Below are 18,007 nucleotides of genomic sequence, written 5' to 3' on the forward strand. Positions count from 1 at the left end.
AACCGCCGACCCTCTGCTTGTAAGGCAGATGCTCTCCCGGCTGAGCTAATCACCCTCGCAGTGTTGCTTAGTGCGTTTGCTTCGCTGAGGCCGCGAAATTTACGCAGGTGCCGAAGCTAAGTCAATAGCCCCATTGGATTTTTTTTTCAAAAAGGCCGAAAAAGCTGCAAGCTGCGAGTGGCAAGCGACAAGGAAACGCTTGCCGCTGTAGCAAGTAGTCCTGCCCCACAAATGACGAAGGGACCTCACGGTCCCCTCTTGCAGCTGGTGGCTAATAGCTTGCAGCTCAGGTGTAGATCATTTTGCGGCTCATCCCGCCATCGACCACGAACTCCTGGCCGGTGACGAACCCTGCCTGGCGCGACAGCAACCACGCCACCAGCGCCGCGACATCCTCCACCGTCCCTACCCTGCCCGCAGGATGCTGGGCATGATCAGCCTCGGTCAGCGGCTCGGCACGGCGCTGGGAAGGGTCCCGGGCGTCGATCCAGCCAGGGCTGACCGCATTGACGCGAATCTCCGGCCCAAGGCTCATGGCCAGTGCATGGGTCAACGCCAACAGGCCACCCTTACTCGCCGCATAGGCCTCGGTGTCAGGCTCTGACTGCCGGGCCCGGGTGGATGTCAGGTTGACAATGGCCCCGCCATGGGCGCGCAGGTAGGGCGCACAATGCTTGGCCAACAGCATCGGCCCGTTGAGGTTGACCGCCAGCACCCTGCTCCACTGGGACAGGGACAAGCTCTCGAGGGTCTGGTTGTGTGGATTGGCGATAGCCGCATTGCATACCAAGGCATCCAGACGGCCGAACTGCGCGAGCACCTCAGAGACGCCAGCGCTGACCTGGGCCTCGTCGGCGACATCCATCGACACGAACCAGGCATTGTCGCCCAAGGTCTTGGCCACTTTGGAACCCCGCACACGGTCCAGGTCGCTGAGCACCACCTGCCAGCCTTCGCAGATCAACCAAGCGGCGATGCCCAGGCCGATGCCGCGAGCGGCACCGGTGACCAGGGCGACCCGACCATTGTGGCCGGGCTCACCGCCCCTCCAGTCGATCACAGCGCCGCCAGACCGCGGGCCAGATCGGCTTGCAAGTCAGCCACGTCTTCCAGGCCGACAGCGACGCGAATCAGGCTGTCGCGGATGCCTGCCGCCTCACGCTCCTGCGGCGTCAGGCGCCCGTGGGAGGTGGTAGCAGGGTGAGCGATGGTGGTCTTGCTGTCACCCAGGTTGGTGGTGATGGAGATCACGCGGGTCGCATCGATGAAACGCCACGCGCCCTCTTTGCCCCCCTTGACCTCGAAGCTGACCACCGCGCCGAAGCCACTCATCTGGCGCTTGGCCAGTTCGTGTTGCGGATGGCTCGGCAGGCCGGCGTAGTGAACCTTTTCCACGCCCTCCTGCTTTTCCAGCCACTCGGCCAGCGCCTGGGCACTTTCGCAGTGGGCGCGCATACGCAGCTTTAGCGTTTCCAGGCCTTTGGTGAAGATCCAGGCGTTGAACGGGCTGAGCGTCGGACCGGCGGTCCGCAGGAAGCCCACCACTTCTTTCATCTGCTCGCTACGCCCGGCCACCACGCCACCCATGCAACGGCCCTGGCCGTCGATGAACTTGGTCGCGGAGTGGAAGACGATATCGGCACCGAGCTTGAGCGGCTGCTGCAATGCCGGGGTGCTGAAGCAGTTGTCCACGACCAGCATCGCGCCACGGGCGTGCGCGATCTCGGCCAGTGCGGCGATATCGACCAGTTCGGCCAGCGGATTGGACGGTGACTCGACGATCAGCAACTTGGTATTGGCCTTGATGGCCTTTTCCCAACCGCTGAGATCGACCAACGGCACGTAGTCCACCTGCACGCCGAAACGCTTGAAGTACTTCTCGAACAGGCTGATGGTCGAGCCGAACACGCTCTGCGACACCAGCACATGATCACCGGCGCTGCACAGGGACATCACCACGGCCAGGATCGCCGCCATGCCGGTGGAAGTCCCCACGGCCTGCTCGGCGCCTTCCATGGCCGCCAGACGCTCCTCGAAGGCGCGTACCGACGGGTTGGTGTACCGCGAATAGACGTTGCCGGGCGTTTCGCCAGCAAAGCGCGCAGCCGCATCGGCGGCCGTGCGGAAGACATAACTGGAGGTCAGGAACAGCGCTTCGCTGTGCTCGGCTTCCGGTGTGCGGTTCTGACCGGCGCGCACCGCCAGGGTGTCGAATCCGACACCCTCGAGGTCACTGTCCAGTCGACCGGCATCCCATTGATCGGTCATGCCGTCGCTCCCAAATCAGTTGTTGTAGAGGTCGATGATCGCGCTGACAGCCTGAGTCTTCGCCTTGGCAAGGTCGTTGCGCTGCTGCTCGATACGCTCAAGGTAGGCTTCGTCGATGTCGCCGGTGACGTACTCACCATTGAACACCGCGCAATCGAAGTGCTCGATCTTGATCTTGCCGCCACCGACCGATTCGATCAGGTCAGGCAGGTCCTGGTAGACCAGCCAGTCGGCGCCGATCAACTCGGCCACCTGCTCGGTGGTACGGTTGTGGGCGATCAGTTCGTGAGCGCTCGGCATGTCGATGCCGTAGACGTTGGGATAGCGCACCGCGGGTGCCGCGGAGCAGAAGTAGACGTTCTTGGCACCGGCTTCGCGGGCCATCTGGATGATCTGCTTGCAAGTGGTGCCACGCACGATGGAGTCGTCCACCAGCATCACGTTCTTGCCGCGGAATTCCAGCTCGATGGCATTGAGCTTCTGGCGTACCGACTTCTTGCGTGCGGCCTGGCCGGGCATGATGAAGGTCCGGCCGATGTAACGGTTCTTGACGAAGCCTTCGCGGAACTTCACGCCCAGGTGGTTGGCCAGCTCCAAGGCAGCGGTACGGCTGGTGTCCGGGATCGGGATGACTACATCGATGTCGTGATCAGGGCGCTCGCGCTGGATCTTCTCGGCCAGCTTTTCGCCCATGCGCAGGCGCGCCTTGTACACCGAGACGCCGTCCATGATCGAGTCCGGGCGGGCGAGGTAGACGTGCTCGAAGATGCACGGCTGAAGCTTGGGGTTGTTGGCGCACTGCTTGGTGAACAGTTGGCCTTCCTCGGTGATGTACACCGCTTCGCCCGGCGCCAGGTCACGGATCAAGGTGAAACCGAGCACATCCAAGGCAACGCTTTCGGAGGCGATCATGTATTCGACGCCCTCGTCGGTATGACGCTGGCCGAACACGACCGGACGGATACCGTTGGGGTCACGGAAACCGACGATGCCATAGCCGGTGACCATCGCCACCACAGCGTAGCCGCCCACGCAGCGGCTGTGCACGTGGGAGACCGCGGCGAACACGTCTTCCTCGGTCGGCTGCAGCTTGCCGCGCACGGCCAGCTCATGGGCGAACACGTTGAGCAGCACTTCCGAGTCGGAGTTGGTGTTGACGTGGCGCAGATCCGATTCGTAGATCTCCTTGGCCAACTGCTCGACGTTGGTCAGGTTGCCGTTGTGCGCCAGGGTGATGCCATAGGGCGAGTTGACGTAGAACGGCTGAGCCTCGGCCGAGGTGGAGCTGCCCGCGGTGGGGTAGCGGACATGGCCAATGCCCATGTGGCCGACCAGGCGCTGCATATGACGCTGCTGGAAGACATCACGTACCAGGCCGTTATCCTTGCGCAGGAACAACCGGCCGTCGTGGCTGGTCACGATACCGGCAGCGTCCTGGCCGCGGTGCTGGAGCACGGTTAGCGCGTCATACAGCGCCTGATTGACGTTCGACTTACCGACGATACCGACGATGCCACACATGCGACGCAACCCCTACTTTGATGAAACTTGATTGAAAAGCGCTCAAGGCCTGGTGGGCCCGAGCAACTGTTCCTTGAACGGAAGATCAGCCGGTGCGCTGATCCCACTGGACATCCATTGACCGGTGAACCCCAGAATCAGGTTCTTGGACCAGTCAGCGACCAATAGAAACTGTGGTATCAGGCGCGACTCCTGCCACCACGGATCCTGTTGCACGGGCCCCAGGCTCAACAGCCCGATGGCTACTACCACCAGCAAGGCCCCACGCGCAGCCCCGAAGGCCATGCCGAGGAAACGATCGGTGCCGGACAGCCCGGTCACGCGAATCAGCTCGCCGATGAGGAAGTTGATCATGGCCCCCACCAGCAAGGTGGCGACGAAAAGAATGGCGCAGCCGGCAATGATGCGGGCCGATGGCGTCTGGATATAGCTTTCAAGATACTGCGAAAGGGAGCCGCCGAACATCCAGGCGACCGCACCGGCAATGATCCAGATGAGCAGGGACAAGGCTTCCTTGACGAAGCCGCGCTTGAGACTGATCAGTGAGGAAATGGCGATGATCGCGATGATCGCCCAATCGACCCAGGTAAATGCCACGGTGTTGCCTGCCGACGTTTGAGGCGGCGCATTTTACCAGAGCAGCGGGTTTGGGGTAAGCGGAATGTCAGCCCATTAGGGCTACTTTGCGCCCTCTCGCGATGCAAGGCCCAGGTGGAAGCCTGCGCAGCCCGGGACAGGCTGCGCAACCGCTCTGGATCAGTTGCGCTCTGGCTGGAAGCGCACCACAAAGCCCTTGAGATTGTGCTGGCGATTGATCACATCCCGCAGACGCTCGGCCTCGGTCCGCTCGATCAGCGGCCCGACATAGACACGGTTCATGCCATCGGCAGCACGAATATAGGCGTTATAGCCCTGGCTGCGCAGGGTTTTCTGCAGGTTGTCGGCGCCAGCGCGATTGGAAAGACTGGCCAGCTGGATCGACCAGCTCACCGGCAGACCATTGACGTCGACCTTGGAGGGCGCGGCCGGCTTGGTAGTGCTGGCTGTCGTTGCCGGTGCAGGCGTGGCGGCCGGACGCGCCTCGACCTTCGGCGCGGGTGCCGGTGCAGGCTTGGGAGCCGGCGCCTGGGTGGCCTGGGTAGGGGAAGGCGTGATCGGCTGGCTCGGCGTGGTGATTGGCGCGCTGGATTCGTTGACCACCACCGGTGGCTGCTCCGGCACCGGCTCCGATACGTCCGGTAATGGCTGGGGCTCTGGCACCTGCACAGGCTCGACCTGCACCTGCGGCAAGCTCGGCATGGCAGGCGCCTCAGGCGCCTCGACACGCACTTGGCGCATCTCGTCTTCGCGGGTGAACAGCATCGGCAGGAAAATCACCGCCAGCGCCACCAGCACCAACGCACCCACCATGCGCTGCTTAATCCCTTTATCCAGCACTGCCATCTACTCCTCCGGAGCTTGCCGCTCTAGCCATTCCAGGGCTTGGCCAACACAGAAAAACGAACCGAACAGCAGGATCTGATCGTCCGCCCCTGCCTGCGCGCATTGCCCCTCGAGGGCTGCATCAATGCTGACATAAGACTTCACCGCTGCACCGACGTTCGTCAAGGCGGCCGCCAGCTCCGCAGCCGGACGACTGCGTGGCGTTTGCAGCGGCGCCACCGCCCATTCGTCGACCACTCCCTTGAGCGGCGCGATCACGCCCTCCAGGTCCTTGTCGGCGAGCAGGCCGAACACCGCCAGGCGACGCCCCTTGACCGGACGCGCGGCCAAACGGGCAGCCAGGTATTCGGCAGCATGGGGGTTGTGCCCCACATCCAGCAACAGCTCCAGACGTCGGCCTTGCCACTGCAGCACGCGGCGGTCCAGACGACCGGTAACCTGGGTATCGAGCAGCGCCTGGCGAAGCTGCCCAGCCTCGAAAGGCAAGCCCATCAGCAGATAGGCCTGCAGCGCCAGGGCGGCATTCTCCATCGGCAGGTCAAGCAGCGGCAGGTCATGCAGCTCCACACTGCTGCCGTCGAGCCGGCTGCCACGCCACTGCCAGTGCTGATCGGTGGTGGCCAGATCGAAATCGCGGCCCCGCAGCAGGAACGGGCAAGCAAGTTCACGCGCCTTGTCCAGCAAAGGCTGTGGCGGGTACAGATCGCCACACAGGGCCGGCTTGCCCTGACGGAAAATTCCCGCCTTCTCGAAGGCGACGGATTCGCGGGTATCGCCCAGGTAATCGGCATGATCCACGCCGATGCTGGTGACCAACGCCAGGTCCGCATCGATCAGGTTGACCGCATCCAGACGACCACCCAGACCAACCTCTAGCACCACGGCATCCAGCGCGGACTGCTGGAACAGCCAGAACGCAGCCAGCGTACCCATCTCGAAGTAGGTCAGGGAGATCTCGCCACGGGCCGCTTCCACGGCAGCGAACGCCTCGCACAGGCGCTCATCGCTGGCGTCGGCACCGTCGATGCGCACCCGCTCGTTGTAACGCAACAGGTGGGGCGAGCTGTACACCCCGACTTTCAGCCCCTGCGCCCGGAGCAGTGATGCCACGAATGCGCAGGTCGAGCCTTTGCCGTTGGTGCCGGTAACCGTCACCACCCGGGGTGCCAGCTTGCCCAGCCCGAGCCGCGCCGCCACCTGCTGCGAACGCTCCAGGCCCATGTCGATGGCCGAAGGATGCAACTGCTCGAGGTAGGCGAGCCAGTCACCCAGAGTGCGAGTGCTCATCACGCGACGGCAGCCGCCTCAAGGGCTTGCGCCGGGGTCGCCTGGCCGGTCATCTGGGCCAGCAGGCGAGCCAGACGCGGACGCAGCTCGCCACGGGAGATGATCAGGTCGATGGCGCCGTGCTCAAGCAGGAATTCGCTGCGCTGGAAGCCTTCCGGCAGCTTCTCGCGGACGGTCTGTTCGATCACGCGAGGACCGGCGAAGCCGATCAGCGCCTTCGGCTCACCGACGATGACGTCGCCGAGCATCGCCAGGCTTGCGGAGACACCACCGTAGACCGGGTCGGTCAGAACCGAGATGAACGGAATGCCTTCTTCACGCAGGCGGGCCAGCACGGCCGAGGTCTTGGCCATCTGCATCAGCGAGATCAGGGCTTCTTGCATACGCGCACCGCCCGAGGCGGAGAAGCAGACCATCGGGCAGCGGTTTTCCAGGGCGTAGTTGGCGGCGCGCACGAAGCGCTCACCGACGATGGCACCCATGGAACCACCCATGAAGGAGAACTCGAAGGCGCTGACCACGATCGGCATGCCCATCAGGGTGCCGCTCATGGAAATCAGCGCGTCCTTCTCGCCGGTCTGCTTCTGGGCCGCAGTCAGGCGATCCTTGTACTTCTTGCCGTCACGGAATTTCAGGCGATCCACGGGCTCGAGGTCAGCCCCCAGCTCGGTACGCCCCTCAGGATCGAGGAAGATGTCGATACGGGCACGTGCGCCGATGCGCATGTGGTGGTTGCACTTGGGGCAGACATCCAGGGTCTTTTCCAGCTCCGGACGATACAGCACGGACTCGCATGCCGGGCACTTGTGCCACAGGCCCTCAGGCACCGAGCTCTTCTTCACCTCGGAACGCATGATCGAAGGGATCAGTTTGTCGACTAACCAGTTGCTCATGCTTTCTTTCTCCAGTATCGGTGGGCGGGGGCCGGTCTGGCCGGCCATGCCCTGCCCTTGAGCTCATGTTCTTCAATGAAACGATGATGGCCCGGTCCGGGGCCCGCATTGAAGCGGAGCCGACCTGGCGGTCGGGCCATCGTCAATCTGTCATGCCGGCGATCCGCACCACCCGCCCAAGGGGCAGGCTTGGCAGCACCGGGCTGCGAAAGCTATGGACGATGCCGCGCGGGCAGCCGTCACATCCATCGTCACGCCTGTTTCACCGCACGCATGAAGGCTTCGATCTTCGCCGCGTCCTTGATGCCCTTGGCCTGCTCCACCCCGCCGCTGACATCCACGGCGTAAGGGCGCACCTGGGCGATGGCCTGACCGACGTTGTCCGCGGACAAGCCACCGGCCAGGATGATCGGCTTGCTCAGCGAAGCAGGTACCAGCGACCAGTCGAAGGCCTCGCCAGTACCGCCCGGCACGCCAGGCACGTAGGTGTCCAGGAGAATACCTCGAGCCCCTGCATAGTGCTGGCAGGCAGCCTTCAGGTCATCGCCGGGACGCACCCGCAGCGCTTTGATCCAAGGCCGATGGTAACCCTCGCAATCGGCCGGGGTTTCGTCGCCGTGGAACTGTAGCAGGTCCAGCGGCACCACCTCGAGAATCTCGTTGAGCTCGCACCGCGATGCATTGACGAACAAGCCTACAGTAGTCACGAACGGTGGCAGCTCGGCGATGATCGCCCGCGCCTGGCGCACCTCCACCGCACGCGGGCTCTTGGCATAAAAGACCAAGCCGATAGCATCGGCACCGGCTTCGGCGGCGGCCAGGGCGTCCTCAATGCGGGTAATCCCGCAGATCTTGCTGCGAACGTTGCTCATGGACGGCGAACCTTGAGTGGGCGGTGAAAGGCCGGATGGTAGCAAATGACGTTTCGCCCGTCAGTCTGCCAATGCTTCGTACCCGGTGAGAAAGTGTGGGCCGATGTAACGTTGCGGCAAGGCGAAGGCCTCGGGGTACTCCACCTGCACCAGATACAGGCCATAGGGGTGGGCGGTTACCCCGCCCTCGCGACGATTGCGCCCTTCGAGCACCTCGCGCGCCCAGGTCACGGGGCGCTCGCCCGCACCGATGGTCATCAGCACTCCGGCGATGTTACGCACCATGTGATGGAGGAATGCCGTGGCGCGAACGTCCAGCACGATCATCTTGCCGTGGCGGGTGACGCGCAGGTGATAGATGTGCTTGATCGGCGACTTGGCCTGGCACTGGCTGGCACGGAACGCGCTGAAGTCATGGGTCCCCAGCAGGAACTGCGCCGCCTCGGCCATGCGCTCGACATCCAGCGGTCGATGGTTCCAGGTGACCTCCTCGGCCAGATGCGCGGGGCGGATCGGGTCGTTGTAGATGACGTAACGATAACGCCGTGCCATAGCCTTGAATCGGGCATGGAAATTCGCAGGCATCGGCCGTGCCCAGGTGACGCTGATGTCGTTGGGCAGATTGAAATTGGTGCCCATGGTCCAGGCCCGCTCATCACGCACCGCACGGGTGTCGAAATGAACGATCTGGCCACAGCCGTGCACACCGGCGTCGGTGCGCCCGGCACAGATCACCGAGATTGGCTCGTTGGCCACCGTCGACAGCGCTTGCTCCAGGGCTTGCTGGACGCTTGGCACGCCACTGGCCTGGCGCTGCCAGCCACGGTAGCGCGAGCCTTTGTATTCCACGCCCAAGGCGATGCGGGAGTAGCCTTCGGCCGCCGATTCGGCTGCCTCGATGTCGTTGATGTCCAAGAACGTGAAACCTGTGGATGGAACTAAAGGCGGGCATTATAACGGCAACGGCAGCCACAAGGGCTGCCGTTATCGGAGGAACCGGCCGTATCACAGCGGCGCTTTCTTCGCAGGCCAACCCGCCCCCACCCGTGGTATGCCGCGCGGGAACGGGTCGGCCTGCGAAAGATCACTACACCAGGCGCGAAAGCATCTCCTCGGCTTCCTGGCGCTGGCTGTCATCACCATCCTTGACCACTTCGTCGAGGATGTCGCGCGCGCCTTGGTGGTCGCCCATGTCGATGTACGCACGGGCAAGATCCAGCTTGGTCGCCACTTCGTCAGCGCCGGAGAAGAAGTCGAAGTCCAGATCATCCAGCGGATCAAGGTCCTGGACGGCGTCTTCGGCGGTGAAATGCGGCTCGAGCGAAGGCGACTCAAGGCTCTGGGATAGCTTGTCCAGCTCGGCGTTGACGTCGTCGAGCTCCGAGGCAAAGCTCTTGGCCGCAGGCGACTCATCGTCCAGCGACAGGGACAGGTCGAAGTCTTCCGGCAGCTCCAGCTCGGAGATTGGATCGAACTCAGGAATCTCGTCGAAGGCTGCCAACTCGGCCGCCACATCCACCGGCGCCTCTTCGGCCTCCACTGGAGCGGGCGCCGGGGACTGCGCCTCGCCAATGTCCAAATCAAAGTCGGCCAGATCGTCCAGGCTTTGTGGTTCGGTCTGGACCTGGGCCTGCTCGAGCAAGGCTTCGAAATCTTCGTCGGCATTGGTCTGGGGTGCGACAGGTTCGGCACTGTCCAGAACGGGTTCTTCGGCGACCGCGGGCTCTTGCGGCAGGTCAAGCGCCGCATCCTCAGGAAGGTCATCATCCAGGCTGAGATCAAAGGCGCTGTCCAGATCGCTTTCATCGATAGCTGGCGCCTCGATGATCGCGTCCAGCTCAGGTTCCGGCTGTGGCTCAGACTCGACCTGGGTAATGACTGCTGGCTCGGGATCTGGCGCAAGTCCGCTTTCAGCGACCTCGTCAGTGCTTTCCTGCAGCAGGTCCTGAACGTACTGCGCGTCCATTTCGGCAGCTAGGGCTGCGGCGCCAAGGCCTGCAGCGGCCACTGCTACCATCGCCGGGAAACGCTCTTTGAGCGACTCGACTTCGGCCTTGTTCTGCTCGGTCGGCGCCAGGTGGCGCTCCTCGTTGGCGAACGCGTTCTGATCGCCCTGGCGGGCATAGACTTCCATCAACTTCAGACGCAGGTCGCCACGCTCGGGGTGGGCGGCCAGCGCCGGCTCGAGCAAGTCGGCGGCGTGATTCAGACGGCCTTGCGCCAGGCTTTGGTCGACCTCGACCAGCAGACCGGCCAACGGATCAACCACTGCCGCAGGCGCAATTGCGGGGGCAGGCTCCGGTGCCGGTGCAGCCGGTTTCTCCGCGGCAACTGCAGCAGCTGCGGAAGCTGCGACTACGGCCGGAGACAGCGTCACGCTAGGTGCCGACACATCCAGGTCATCGAAACTGCCCGGCGGCATGCTCAGGTCAGGGCCGCGCTCATTCTCCTCAGCCAGGGCCCGCGCCATGCGCAGATGCTTCTCGGCTTCCTGCTGAGCCTTGCGCTTGCGTGCCAGAAGTAGCAGCAGCAACAGCAATACCAGGAAAGTCGAACCGGCCAGCAACCCTAGCAACAGCGGGTTACCGAGCAGCTCGTCGAGCACGCCTTGATAAGGGGTTTCCTTGACCACAGGGGCCGTGTCCACCGCTGCCGGCGCCGGATCGACCACGGGCTCGGCCGGAGCCAGCTGGGCATTGACCGCAGGCTGTGCAGGAGCGGGCCCGCCTGGCAACGCCGCGGCAACTGGGGGTTGCGCGGCCGCACCCTGGGCTTCGAGGCGTGCCAGCTGATCGTTCTTGAGCTGGATCAGACGCTGCAGCTTGTCCAGCTGGCTCTGCAGGTCTGCCATGCGGCTCTTGAGTTCTTCGTTGTCACGTCGGCTGGTGTCGAGGCTTTCCTGGGCCACGGCCAGCTTGTCGCTGAGCGCCTTGGCATTGCCCGCAGCGCCCTTGGCATCCGGGCTGACCAGGCGCAGGTTGTCACCTTGGGCGACGCGCGCCGGTGCGGCTTCAGCAGCACCTCGGCGGGTCGCGTCCAGCTGACGGGCACGCGGGCCCAGGCGTCGACCTTCACGCCAGGCAGCGTACTGCTCGGCAACTTCGCGAATGGCCTCGCCCTGTGGAATGTTCTGGATCTGCTGCTGGTCAGGCAGGCGCAGCACCTGCCCGATCTTGAGCTGGTTGATGTTGTTGCCGATGAAGGCATCCGGGTTCAAGGCCTGGATAGCCAGCATGGTCTGCTGGACCGAGCCGCCCTGGGTGTTGCGTGCGGCAATCTGCCAAAGCGTATCGCGACGTTTGGTGGTGTAGCGACCGGCACCACTGACCGCCGGCGCGATACCGGTGGCGGAGGCCGCCTCGCCCTGGGCCTTGGGCTGGTCGAGCAGCATGTTGTAATCACGCAGCAGGCGACCTTGAGGCCACATCACCTGGACCAGGAATTTCACCACCGGTGCCGGCAGCGGCTGGCTGGAGGTCACCCGCAACACACTCTTGCCGTTTGGGTTGATCACCGGCGTGAAGGTCAGGTCTTCGAGGTAGGAAGGGTAAGGCACCCCAGCCTTGGCGAATTCTTCCGGTGGTGCCAGGCTCGGCGCCACTTCGGCAGCGGTGAGGTCACGCACATCGAGCAGTTCGATCTCGGCGTCCAGCGGCTGGTTCTGCGCCGACTTGAGGGTCAACTCACCCAACCCGAGGGCATTGGCCATGCCAGACGACAGCGCCGAGGCTGCTGCCATGGCCAGAACCAGTTTGCGAATTCGAAGCATGACCTCTTCCCTTCTAAGAATCGTCCCTAGACCTGCGTGTGGTGTAGGACAAAAGTACGCGCCAGTATCTTTTACACCATGTCTTTTATCAACAATCCGGCCACTTGCACGGCGTTAAGGGCGGCCCCTTTGCGCACGTTGTCGGTCGTCAGCCAGAGGTTGAGTTGTTCCTGCTCGTCGATGCCATGGCGTACACGACCAACATAGACCACGTCTTGCCCCACTGCGTCGCCGACAGCCGTCGGATAATCATCCGGCTCGACCAGCTCGATACCTTGTGCAGCCTCGAGCGCCTCATTGACCGCGACCAGGTCGACCGGGCGACGGCTCTGCACCGCCACACTGAAGCTATCGCCATAAAACACCGGGACTTGAACGCAGCTCACGGAGATTTTCAGCGCCGGCAGGTCGAGCAGCACGCGCAACTCATCGACCAAGCGCCGCTCCAGGCTGGTATGACCGTGCTCGTCGGCGACACCGACCCGCGCCAGCACATTGAAGGCGATCTGACGATCGAAGAAGCGCGGTTCCAGCGGCCGAGCATTGAGCAGCTCAGCGGTCTGGCGGGCCAGTTCGCTCACCGCTTCCCTGCCTTGGGCCGACACGGCCAGGCTGGCCATCACCTGTACCCGCTCGATGTCGAGCAAGCCTTTGAGCGGGGCCAGCGCCACCGCCAGCGCGACGGCCGCGGCACTGGGGCTGGCGATCAGGGCGGGATGCTTGAGCTGGGCGACTTTGTCCCCGTTGGCTTCCGGGACCAAGGCCAAAGCCTGCTCCAGTCCGCCGGACAGATCGATGACCGAACAACCGGCCTGCTGGGCCTTGGGAGCAAAACTGCGGGTGACTGCAGGGCTTGCGGCGAAGAACGCCAACTTGACCTGGGCGAAGTCGAAACTGTCGACTTCTCGTACACGCAGTTTCTTGCCCGCGAACATCATGTTGCTGCCAGCAGATTCCATACTGGCCAGCAGGTGCAGAGTGGCGACGGGGAATTCGAGTTCCTCGAGGATCTGGACAAGGGTTTCGCCGACGCTGCCGGTGGCGCCGATGATGGCGATGTCTATGGGCTGGGGCATGGTTGGGTCCTTCTGGTGGAACTTGGGGTGCGGCACTTTACTTGGATTGGGCGATGGGGAGTAGTTTTGCTTGGGCTTGGGCTTTTGGAGTTTTGAGCATATCCATTTTTTGTGGGGGCGCCACTGGCGCTTTGCGCCTTTACAGCGGGTCACTTTGGTCTTGGCAAAGTGACCCGCTGTAAAGGTGGGATGGTGAATTAGCGTCACACTATCAAGTGGATATGCCCCACCTCGCAACACCAACACCCACCCTAAAAACAGAAAACCCACGCCAGGCGTGGGTTCTCGGTCAAAGCAAAGGTGCGATCAACGCTCCAGCAGAATCCGCAACATGCGACGCAGCGGCTCGGCAGCACCCCACAGCAACTGGTCACCGACAGTGAAAGCCCCCAGGTACTGCGACCCCATGTTCAGCTTGCGCAGACGGCCAACCGGCACGTTCAGGGTGCCAGTCACCTTGGTCGGGCTCAGCTCCTGCATGCTGATCTCACGCTGGTTCGGCACCAGCTTCACCCATGGGTTGTGCTGGCTGATCATGCCTTCGATATCCGCCAGCGGCACGTCTTTGTTCAGCTTGATGGTCAGCGCCTGGCTGTGGCAACGCATGGCGCCGATGCGCACACAGATGCCGTCGACCGGGATCGGGTTCTTGAAGCGCCCCAGGATCTTGTTGGTCTCGGCCTGGGCTTTCCATTCCTCACGGCTCTGGCCGTTAGGCAGCTCTTTGTCGATCCAGGGGATCAGGCTGCCTGCCAGCGGTACGCCGAAGTTCTCGGTCGGGAAGGCTTCGCCGCGCATGGTCTCGGCAACCTTGCGGTCGATGTCGAGGATGGCACTGGCCGGGTTGGCCAGGTCATCGGCGACCGCCGCGTGGATACCCCCCATCTGCTTGATCAGCTCGCGCATATTCTGCGCGCCGGCGCCGGAGGCGGCCTGGTAGGTCATGGCGCTCATCCATTCGACCAGGCCCGCTTCGAACAGGCCACCCAGGCCCATCAACATCAGGCTGACAGTGCAGTTGCCGCCGATGTAGTTCTTGGTGCCGGCGTCGAGCTGCTGGTCGATGACCTTGCGGTTGACCGGGTCGAGGATGATCACGGCGTCATCCTGCATGCGCAGGGACGAAGCAGCGTCGATCCAGTACCCCTGCCAGCCGGCTTCACGCAGCTTGGGGAAGACTTCGTTGGTGTAGTCGCCACCCTGGCAGGTCAGGATGACGTCGAGGGTCTTGAGCTCTTCAATGCTATAGGCGTCCTTGAGCGGAGCAATGTCCTTGCCCACATTCGGACCCTGGCCACCCACGTTGGACGTGGTGAAGAACACCGGCTCGATGAGGTCGAAATCCTGCTCCTCCAGCATCCGCTGCATGAGCACGGAACCGACCATACCTCGCCAACCGATCAGACCTACACGTTTCATCGCAACTACACCTTTGCTAAAAGTGGGCCACCATCGAAGGGAAGACGATGGCGGGCCAGAGAGATTACAGATTCCGCAGCGCTGCGACTACTGCGTCGCCCATTTCCTGCGTACCCACCTTGCTGCAGCCGGCCGACCAGATGTCGCCGGTACGCAGGCCCTGATCCAATACCACGCTGACCGCCTTCTCGATCGCGTCGGCGGCAGCCACCTGGTTGAAGCTGTAGCGCAGCATCATCGACACCGACAGAATGGTCGCCAACGGGTTGGCGATGCCAAGGCCTGCGATGTCCGGCGCCGAACCGTGGCAAGGCTCGTACATGCCCTTGTTGTTGGCATCGAGGGACGCAGACGGCAGCATGCCGATGGAACCGGTCAGCATGGAAGCTTCATCCGACAGAATGTCACCGAACATGTTGTCGGTCACCATCACGTCGAACTGCTTGGGCGCGCGGACCAGCTGCATGGCGGCATTGTCGACGTACATGTGGCTGAGTTCGACGTCCGGGTAGTCCTTGGCCACCTCCTCGACCACTTCACGCCACAGCTGGCTGGAAGCCAGTACGTTGGCCTTGTCCACCGAGCACAGCTTCTTGCCGCGCACGCGGGCCATGTCGAAGCCGACGCGAGCAATGCGGCGCACTTCACTTTCGCTGTACGGCAGGGTGTCGTAGGCCTGGCGCTCGCCACCTTCCAGCTCGCGCTGACCACGTGGCGCACCGAAGTAGATACCGCCGGTCAGCTCGCGGACGATCAGGATATCCAGGCCCGCGACGATTTCCGGCTTGAGCGAGGAGGCATCGGCCAGTTGCGGATAGAGGATGGCCGGACGCAGGTTGGCGAACAGTCCCAACTGCGAACGGATCTTGAGCAGGCCGCGCTCTGGACGGATGTCACGCTCAAGCTTGTCCCACTTGGGCCCGCCGACCGCGCCGAGCAGCACGGCATCGGCCTTGCGTGCGCGCTCCAGGGTCTCGTCGGCCAGCGGAATGCCGTGCTTGTCGATGGCGGCGCCGCCGATCACGTCGTGCTCCAGGGTGACGCCGAGCTGGAACTTGTCGTTTGCCAGCTCCAGCACCTTGACCGCCTCGGCCATGATTTCCGGACCGATACCATCACCTGGGAGAATCAGAATCTGCTTGCTCATGCTTTCCTCTATCCATTCGAACGGCGCGCCTGCTCGGCCCACCGAAAAAAACCGGCCCGGCGAACCGGCCCCTACCCTACATCGTTACAGGAGCCGCTCAGCCGGGCAATCCGCTTATCAGACGTCGCGGAACAACCAAGGTTGGGTGGCCCGGTGCTTGGCCTCGAACGCCTGGATGGCGTCGCTGTCCTGCAAGGTCAGGCCGATGTCATCGAGGCCGTTGAGCAAGCAGTGCTTGCGGAAGGCGTCGATCTCGAAATGCAGCACCTTGCCGTCCGGACGGGTCACGGCCTGGGCTTGCAGGTCGATGGTCAGTTGGTAGCCTGGGTTGGCTTCAACCTGCTTGAACAACTCGTCGACTTCTTCGTCGCTGAGGATGATCGGCAGCAGGCCGTTCTTGAAGCTGTTGTTGAAGAAGATATCGGCGAAGCTCGGTGCGATGACGCTACGGAAACCGTATTCGTCCAACGCCCACGGTGCGTGCTCGCGGCTCGAGCCGCAACCGAAGTTCTCCCGCGCCAGCAGCACGCTAGCCCCCTGGTAGCGCTCGTGGTTGAGCACGAAGTCCTTGTTGAGCGGACGCTTGCTGTTGTCCTGGTAGGGCTGGCCCACGTCCAGGTAACGCCACTCATCGAACAGGTTCGGACCGAAGCCGGTGCGCTTGATCGACTTCAGGAACTGCTTGGGAATGATCTGGTCGGTGTCGACGTTGGCACGATCCAATGGCGCGACAAGACCGATGTGCTGGGTAAAGGCTTTCATGCTGCGCTCCCTTGGATCAACTCGCGGACATCGATGAAGTGGCCAGTCACCGCGGCGGCGGCGGCCATGGCCGGGCTGACCAGGTGGGTACGACCACCCGCGCCCTGACGGCCTTCGAAGTTGCGGTTCGAGGTCGAGGCGCAATGCTCGCCGCTTTCCAGGCGGTCCGGGTTCATCGCCAGGCACATGGAGCAGCCGGGTTCACGCCATTCGAATCCTGCCTCGATGAAGATCTTGTCCAGCCCCTCGCGCTCGGCCTGGGCCTTGACCAAGCCCGAGCCTGGGACCACCAAGGCTTGCTTGACGTTCGCCGCGACCTTGCGGCCCTTGGCGATCTCGGCGGCGGCGCGCAAGTCTTCGATGCGCGAGTTGGTGCAAGAACCGATGAACACGCGGTCGAGCTTGATGTCGGTGATCGCCTGATTGGCGGCCAGGCCCATGTACTTGAGGGCGCGCTCGATGGAGCCACGTTTGATCAGGTCAGGCTCGGCAGCCGGATCCGGCACACGCTGGTCGACGGCCAGGACCATCTCCGGCGAGGTGCCCCAGCTCACTTGCGGCTTGATCTGAGCAGCGTCCAGTTCAACGATGGTGTCAAACACGGCATCGGTATCGGAAACCAGCCCCTTCCAAGCCTCCACCGCCTGTTTCCACTGCTCGCCCTTGGGCGCGTACGGACGGCCCTCGACATAAGCGATGGTGGTGTCATCCACGGCCACCAGCCCCACACGGGCACCGGCTTCGATGGACATGTTGCAGATGGTCATGCGGCCTTCCATGGACAGCTCGCGGATGGCGCTGCCGGCGAACTCCATCGCGTGGCCATTGCCACCGGCAGTGCCGATCTTGCCGATCACGGCGAGGACGATGTCCTTGGCGGTCACGCCCGCAGGCAACTGACCTTCGACGCGCACCAGCATGTTCTTCATTTTCTTGGCAACCAGGCACTGGGTGGCCAGCACATGCTCGACTTCCGAGGTGCCGATGCCATGGGCCAGCGCGCCGAAGGCGCCGTGGGTCGAGGTATGCGAGTCGCCGCAGACGACGGTCATGCCTGGCAAGGTGGCACCCTGCTCCGGGCTGATGACGTGCACGATGCCCTGACGTTCATCGTTCATCTTGAATTCGACGATGCCGTATTCGTCACAGTTCTCGTCGAGGGTCTGCACCTGCAGGCGCGACACTTCGTCGACGATGGCTGCGATGCCGCCTTTGCGCTCTGGCGTGGTCGGCACGTTGTGGTCAGGGGTCGCGATATTGGCATCGATACGCCATGGCTTGCGGTTGGCCAAACGCAGGCCTTCGAAGGCCTGGGGCGAAGTCACTTCGTGGATGATGTGACGATCGATGTAGATCAAGGACGAACCGTCGTCGCGCCGTTTGACTTCGTGCGCATCCCAGAGTTTGTCGTAGAGCGTTTTGCCAGACATCTGACTATTCCTCATCAGCGTATTTCTATGCCAATAACCCCTTGGCTTGTACGGTCGATGCTATGGGGTTAGATTGAATAACTCAAATTCATAATTTTTATGCTTTGGATAACTAACAGG

General features: G+C 63.0%; 14 protein-coding genes and 1 pseudogene. All 15 read right to left on the minus strand.

Annotated elements, in window-relative coordinates:
* Positions 1–286: 286 nt before the first annotated feature.
* Positions 287–1,060 (minus strand): SDR family oxidoreductase, encoded by a 774-nt coding sequence (locus ABOA88_RS21350; RefSeq protein WP_196169957.1) that lies wholly within the window; start codon positions 1,058–1,060, stop codon positions 287–289.
* A complete protein-coding gene (locus ABOA88_RS21355; RefSeq protein WP_043206813.1) occupies positions 1,057–2,268 on the minus strand; it encodes an O-succinylhomoserine sulfhydrylase in 1,212 nt (403 codons plus the stop codon). The genes ABOA88_RS21350 and ABOA88_RS21355 overlap by 4 nt, the downstream gene beginning before the upstream one ends.
* Before the next feature lie 15 nt (positions 2,269–2,283).
* Positions 2,284–3,789, minus strand: coding sequence for an amidophosphoribosyltransferase (gene purF, locus ABOA88_RS21360; protein ID WP_196169958.1), 1,506 nt, complete (start codon positions 3,787–3,789; stop codon positions 2,284–2,286).
* Between the two features lie 42 nt (positions 3,790–3,831).
* Positions 3,832–4,386 (minus strand): CvpA family protein, encoded by a 555-nt coding sequence (locus tag ABOA88_RS21365; RefSeq protein ID WP_043206819.1) that lies wholly within the window; start codon positions 4,384–4,386, stop codon positions 3,832–3,834.
* A 159-nt stretch (positions 4,387–4,545) separates the two neighbouring features.
* A complete protein-coding gene (locus ABOA88_RS21370; RefSeq protein ID WP_367851215.1) occupies positions 4,546–5,232 on the minus strand; it encodes an SPOR domain-containing protein in 687 nt (228 codons plus the stop codon).
* Positions 5,216–6,519 (minus strand): annotated as a pseudogene (gene folC / locus ABOA88_RS21375) (bifunctional tetrahydrofolate synthase/dihydrofolate synthase). Before folC ends, ABOA88_RS21370 begins: the two are co-directional and overlap by 17 nt.
* Positions 6,519–7,412, minus strand: coding sequence for an acetyl-CoA carboxylase, carboxyltransferase subunit beta (gene accD, locus ABOA88_RS21380; protein ID WP_196169961.1), 894 nt, complete (start codon positions 7,410–7,412; stop codon positions 6,519–6,521). Before accD ends, folC begins: the two are co-directional and overlap by 1 nt.
* A 251-nt stretch (positions 7,413–7,663) precedes the next feature.
* Positions 7,664–8,284, minus strand: coding sequence for a phosphoribosylanthranilate isomerase (locus tag ABOA88_RS21385; RefSeq protein WP_367851214.1), 621 nt, complete (start codon positions 8,282–8,284; stop codon positions 7,664–7,666).
* Between the two features lie 60 nt (positions 8,285–8,344).
* The gene (gene truA / locus ABOA88_RS21390) at positions 8,345–9,199 is read right to left on the minus strand and encodes a tRNA pseudouridine(38-40) synthase TruA (RefSeq protein ID WP_230387829.1); all 855 of its coding nucleotides are present in this window, start codon (positions 9,197–9,199) and stop codon (positions 8,345–8,347) included.
* A gap of 172 nt (positions 9,200–9,371) precedes the next feature.
* Entirely contained in the window at positions 9,372–12,053 is a 2,682-nt protein-coding gene (locus ABOA88_RS21395; RefSeq protein ID WP_367851213.1) for a FimV/HubP family polar landmark protein, read from the minus strand.
* Between the two features lie 71 nt (positions 12,054–12,124).
* Positions 12,125–13,129: an aspartate-semialdehyde dehydrogenase gene (locus ABOA88_RS21400; protein ID WP_196169964.1), complete on the minus strand. Its 1,005-nt coding sequence runs from the start codon at positions 13,127–13,129 to the stop codon at positions 12,125–12,127.
* A gap of 306 nt (positions 13,130–13,435) precedes the next feature.
* Positions 13,436–14,548, minus strand: a complete 1,113-nt coding sequence (gene asd, locus ABOA88_RS21405) for an aspartate-semialdehyde dehydrogenase (RefSeq protein WP_043206838.1) — start codon at positions 14,546–14,548, stop codon at positions 13,436–13,438.
* A gap of 64 nt (positions 14,549–14,612) precedes the next feature.
* Complete coding sequence (leuB, locus tag ABOA88_RS21410) at positions 14,613–15,695, minus strand: 3-isopropylmalate dehydrogenase (RefSeq protein ID WP_196169965.1); 1,083 nt, start codon at positions 15,693–15,695, stop codon at positions 14,613–14,615.
* Positions 15,696–15,812: 117 nt separating this feature from the next.
* Positions 15,813–16,457: a 3-isopropylmalate dehydratase small subunit gene (gene leuD / locus ABOA88_RS21415; protein WP_196169966.1), complete on the minus strand. Its 645-nt coding sequence runs from the start codon at positions 16,455–16,457 to the stop codon at positions 15,813–15,815.
* Complete coding sequence (gene leuC, locus ABOA88_RS21420) at positions 16,454–17,887, minus strand: 3-isopropylmalate dehydratase large subunit (RefSeq protein ID WP_196169967.1); 1,434 nt, start codon at positions 17,885–17,887, stop codon at positions 16,454–16,456. Before leuC ends, leuD begins: the two co-directional genes overlap by 4 nt.
* Positions 17,888–18,007 lie beyond the last annotated feature (120 nt).

This window comes from Pseudomonas sp. PKS (assembly GCF_051913525.1).
GTDB classification, from domain to species: domain Bacteria; phylum Pseudomonadota; class Gammaproteobacteria; order Pseudomonadales; family Pseudomonadaceae; genus Aquipseudomonas; species Aquipseudomonas guariconensis_D.

Coding starts and splice junctions, on each gene's coding strand:
- ABOA88_RS21385 (WP_367851214.1), bottom strand. CDS start 8,284: ATGAGCAACGTTCGCAGCAAGATCTGCGGGATTACCCGCATTGAGGAC.
- ABOA88_RS21400 (WP_196169964.1), bottom strand. CDS start 13,129: ATGCCCCAGCCCATAGACATCGCCATCATCGGCGCCACCGGCAGCGTC.
- ABOA88_RS21395 (WP_367851213.1), bottom strand. CDS start 12,053: ATGCTTCGAATTCGCAAACTGGTTCTGGCCATGGCAGCAGCCTCGGCG.
- leuC (WP_196169967.1), bottom strand. CDS start 17,887: ATGTCTGGCAAAACGCTCTACGACAAACTCTGGGATGCGCACGAAGTC.
- ABOA88_RS21370 (WP_367851215.1), bottom strand. CDS start 5,232: ATGGCAGTGCTGGATAAAGGGATTAAGCAGCGCATGGTGGGTGCGTTG.
- leuB (WP_196169965.1), bottom strand. CDS start 15,695: ATGAGCAAGCAGATTCTGATTCTCCCAGGTGATGGTATCGGTCCGGAA.
- purF (WP_196169958.1), bottom strand. CDS start 3,789: ATGTGTGGCATCGTCGGTATCGTCGGTAAGTCGAACGTCAATCAGGCG.
- accD (WP_196169961.1), bottom strand. CDS start 7,412: ATGAGCAACTGGTTAGTCGACAAACTGATCCCTTCGATCATGCGTTCC.
- asd (WP_043206838.1), bottom strand. CDS start 14,548: ATGAAACGTGTAGGTCTGATCGGTTGGCGAGGTATGGTCGGTTCCGTG.
- ABOA88_RS21355 (WP_043206813.1), bottom strand. CDS start 2,268: ATGACCGATCAATGGGATGCCGGTCGACTGGACAGTGACCTCGAGGGT.
- leuD (WP_196169966.1), bottom strand. CDS start 16,457: ATGAAAGCCTTTACCCAGCACATCGGTCTTGTCGCGCCATTGGATCGT.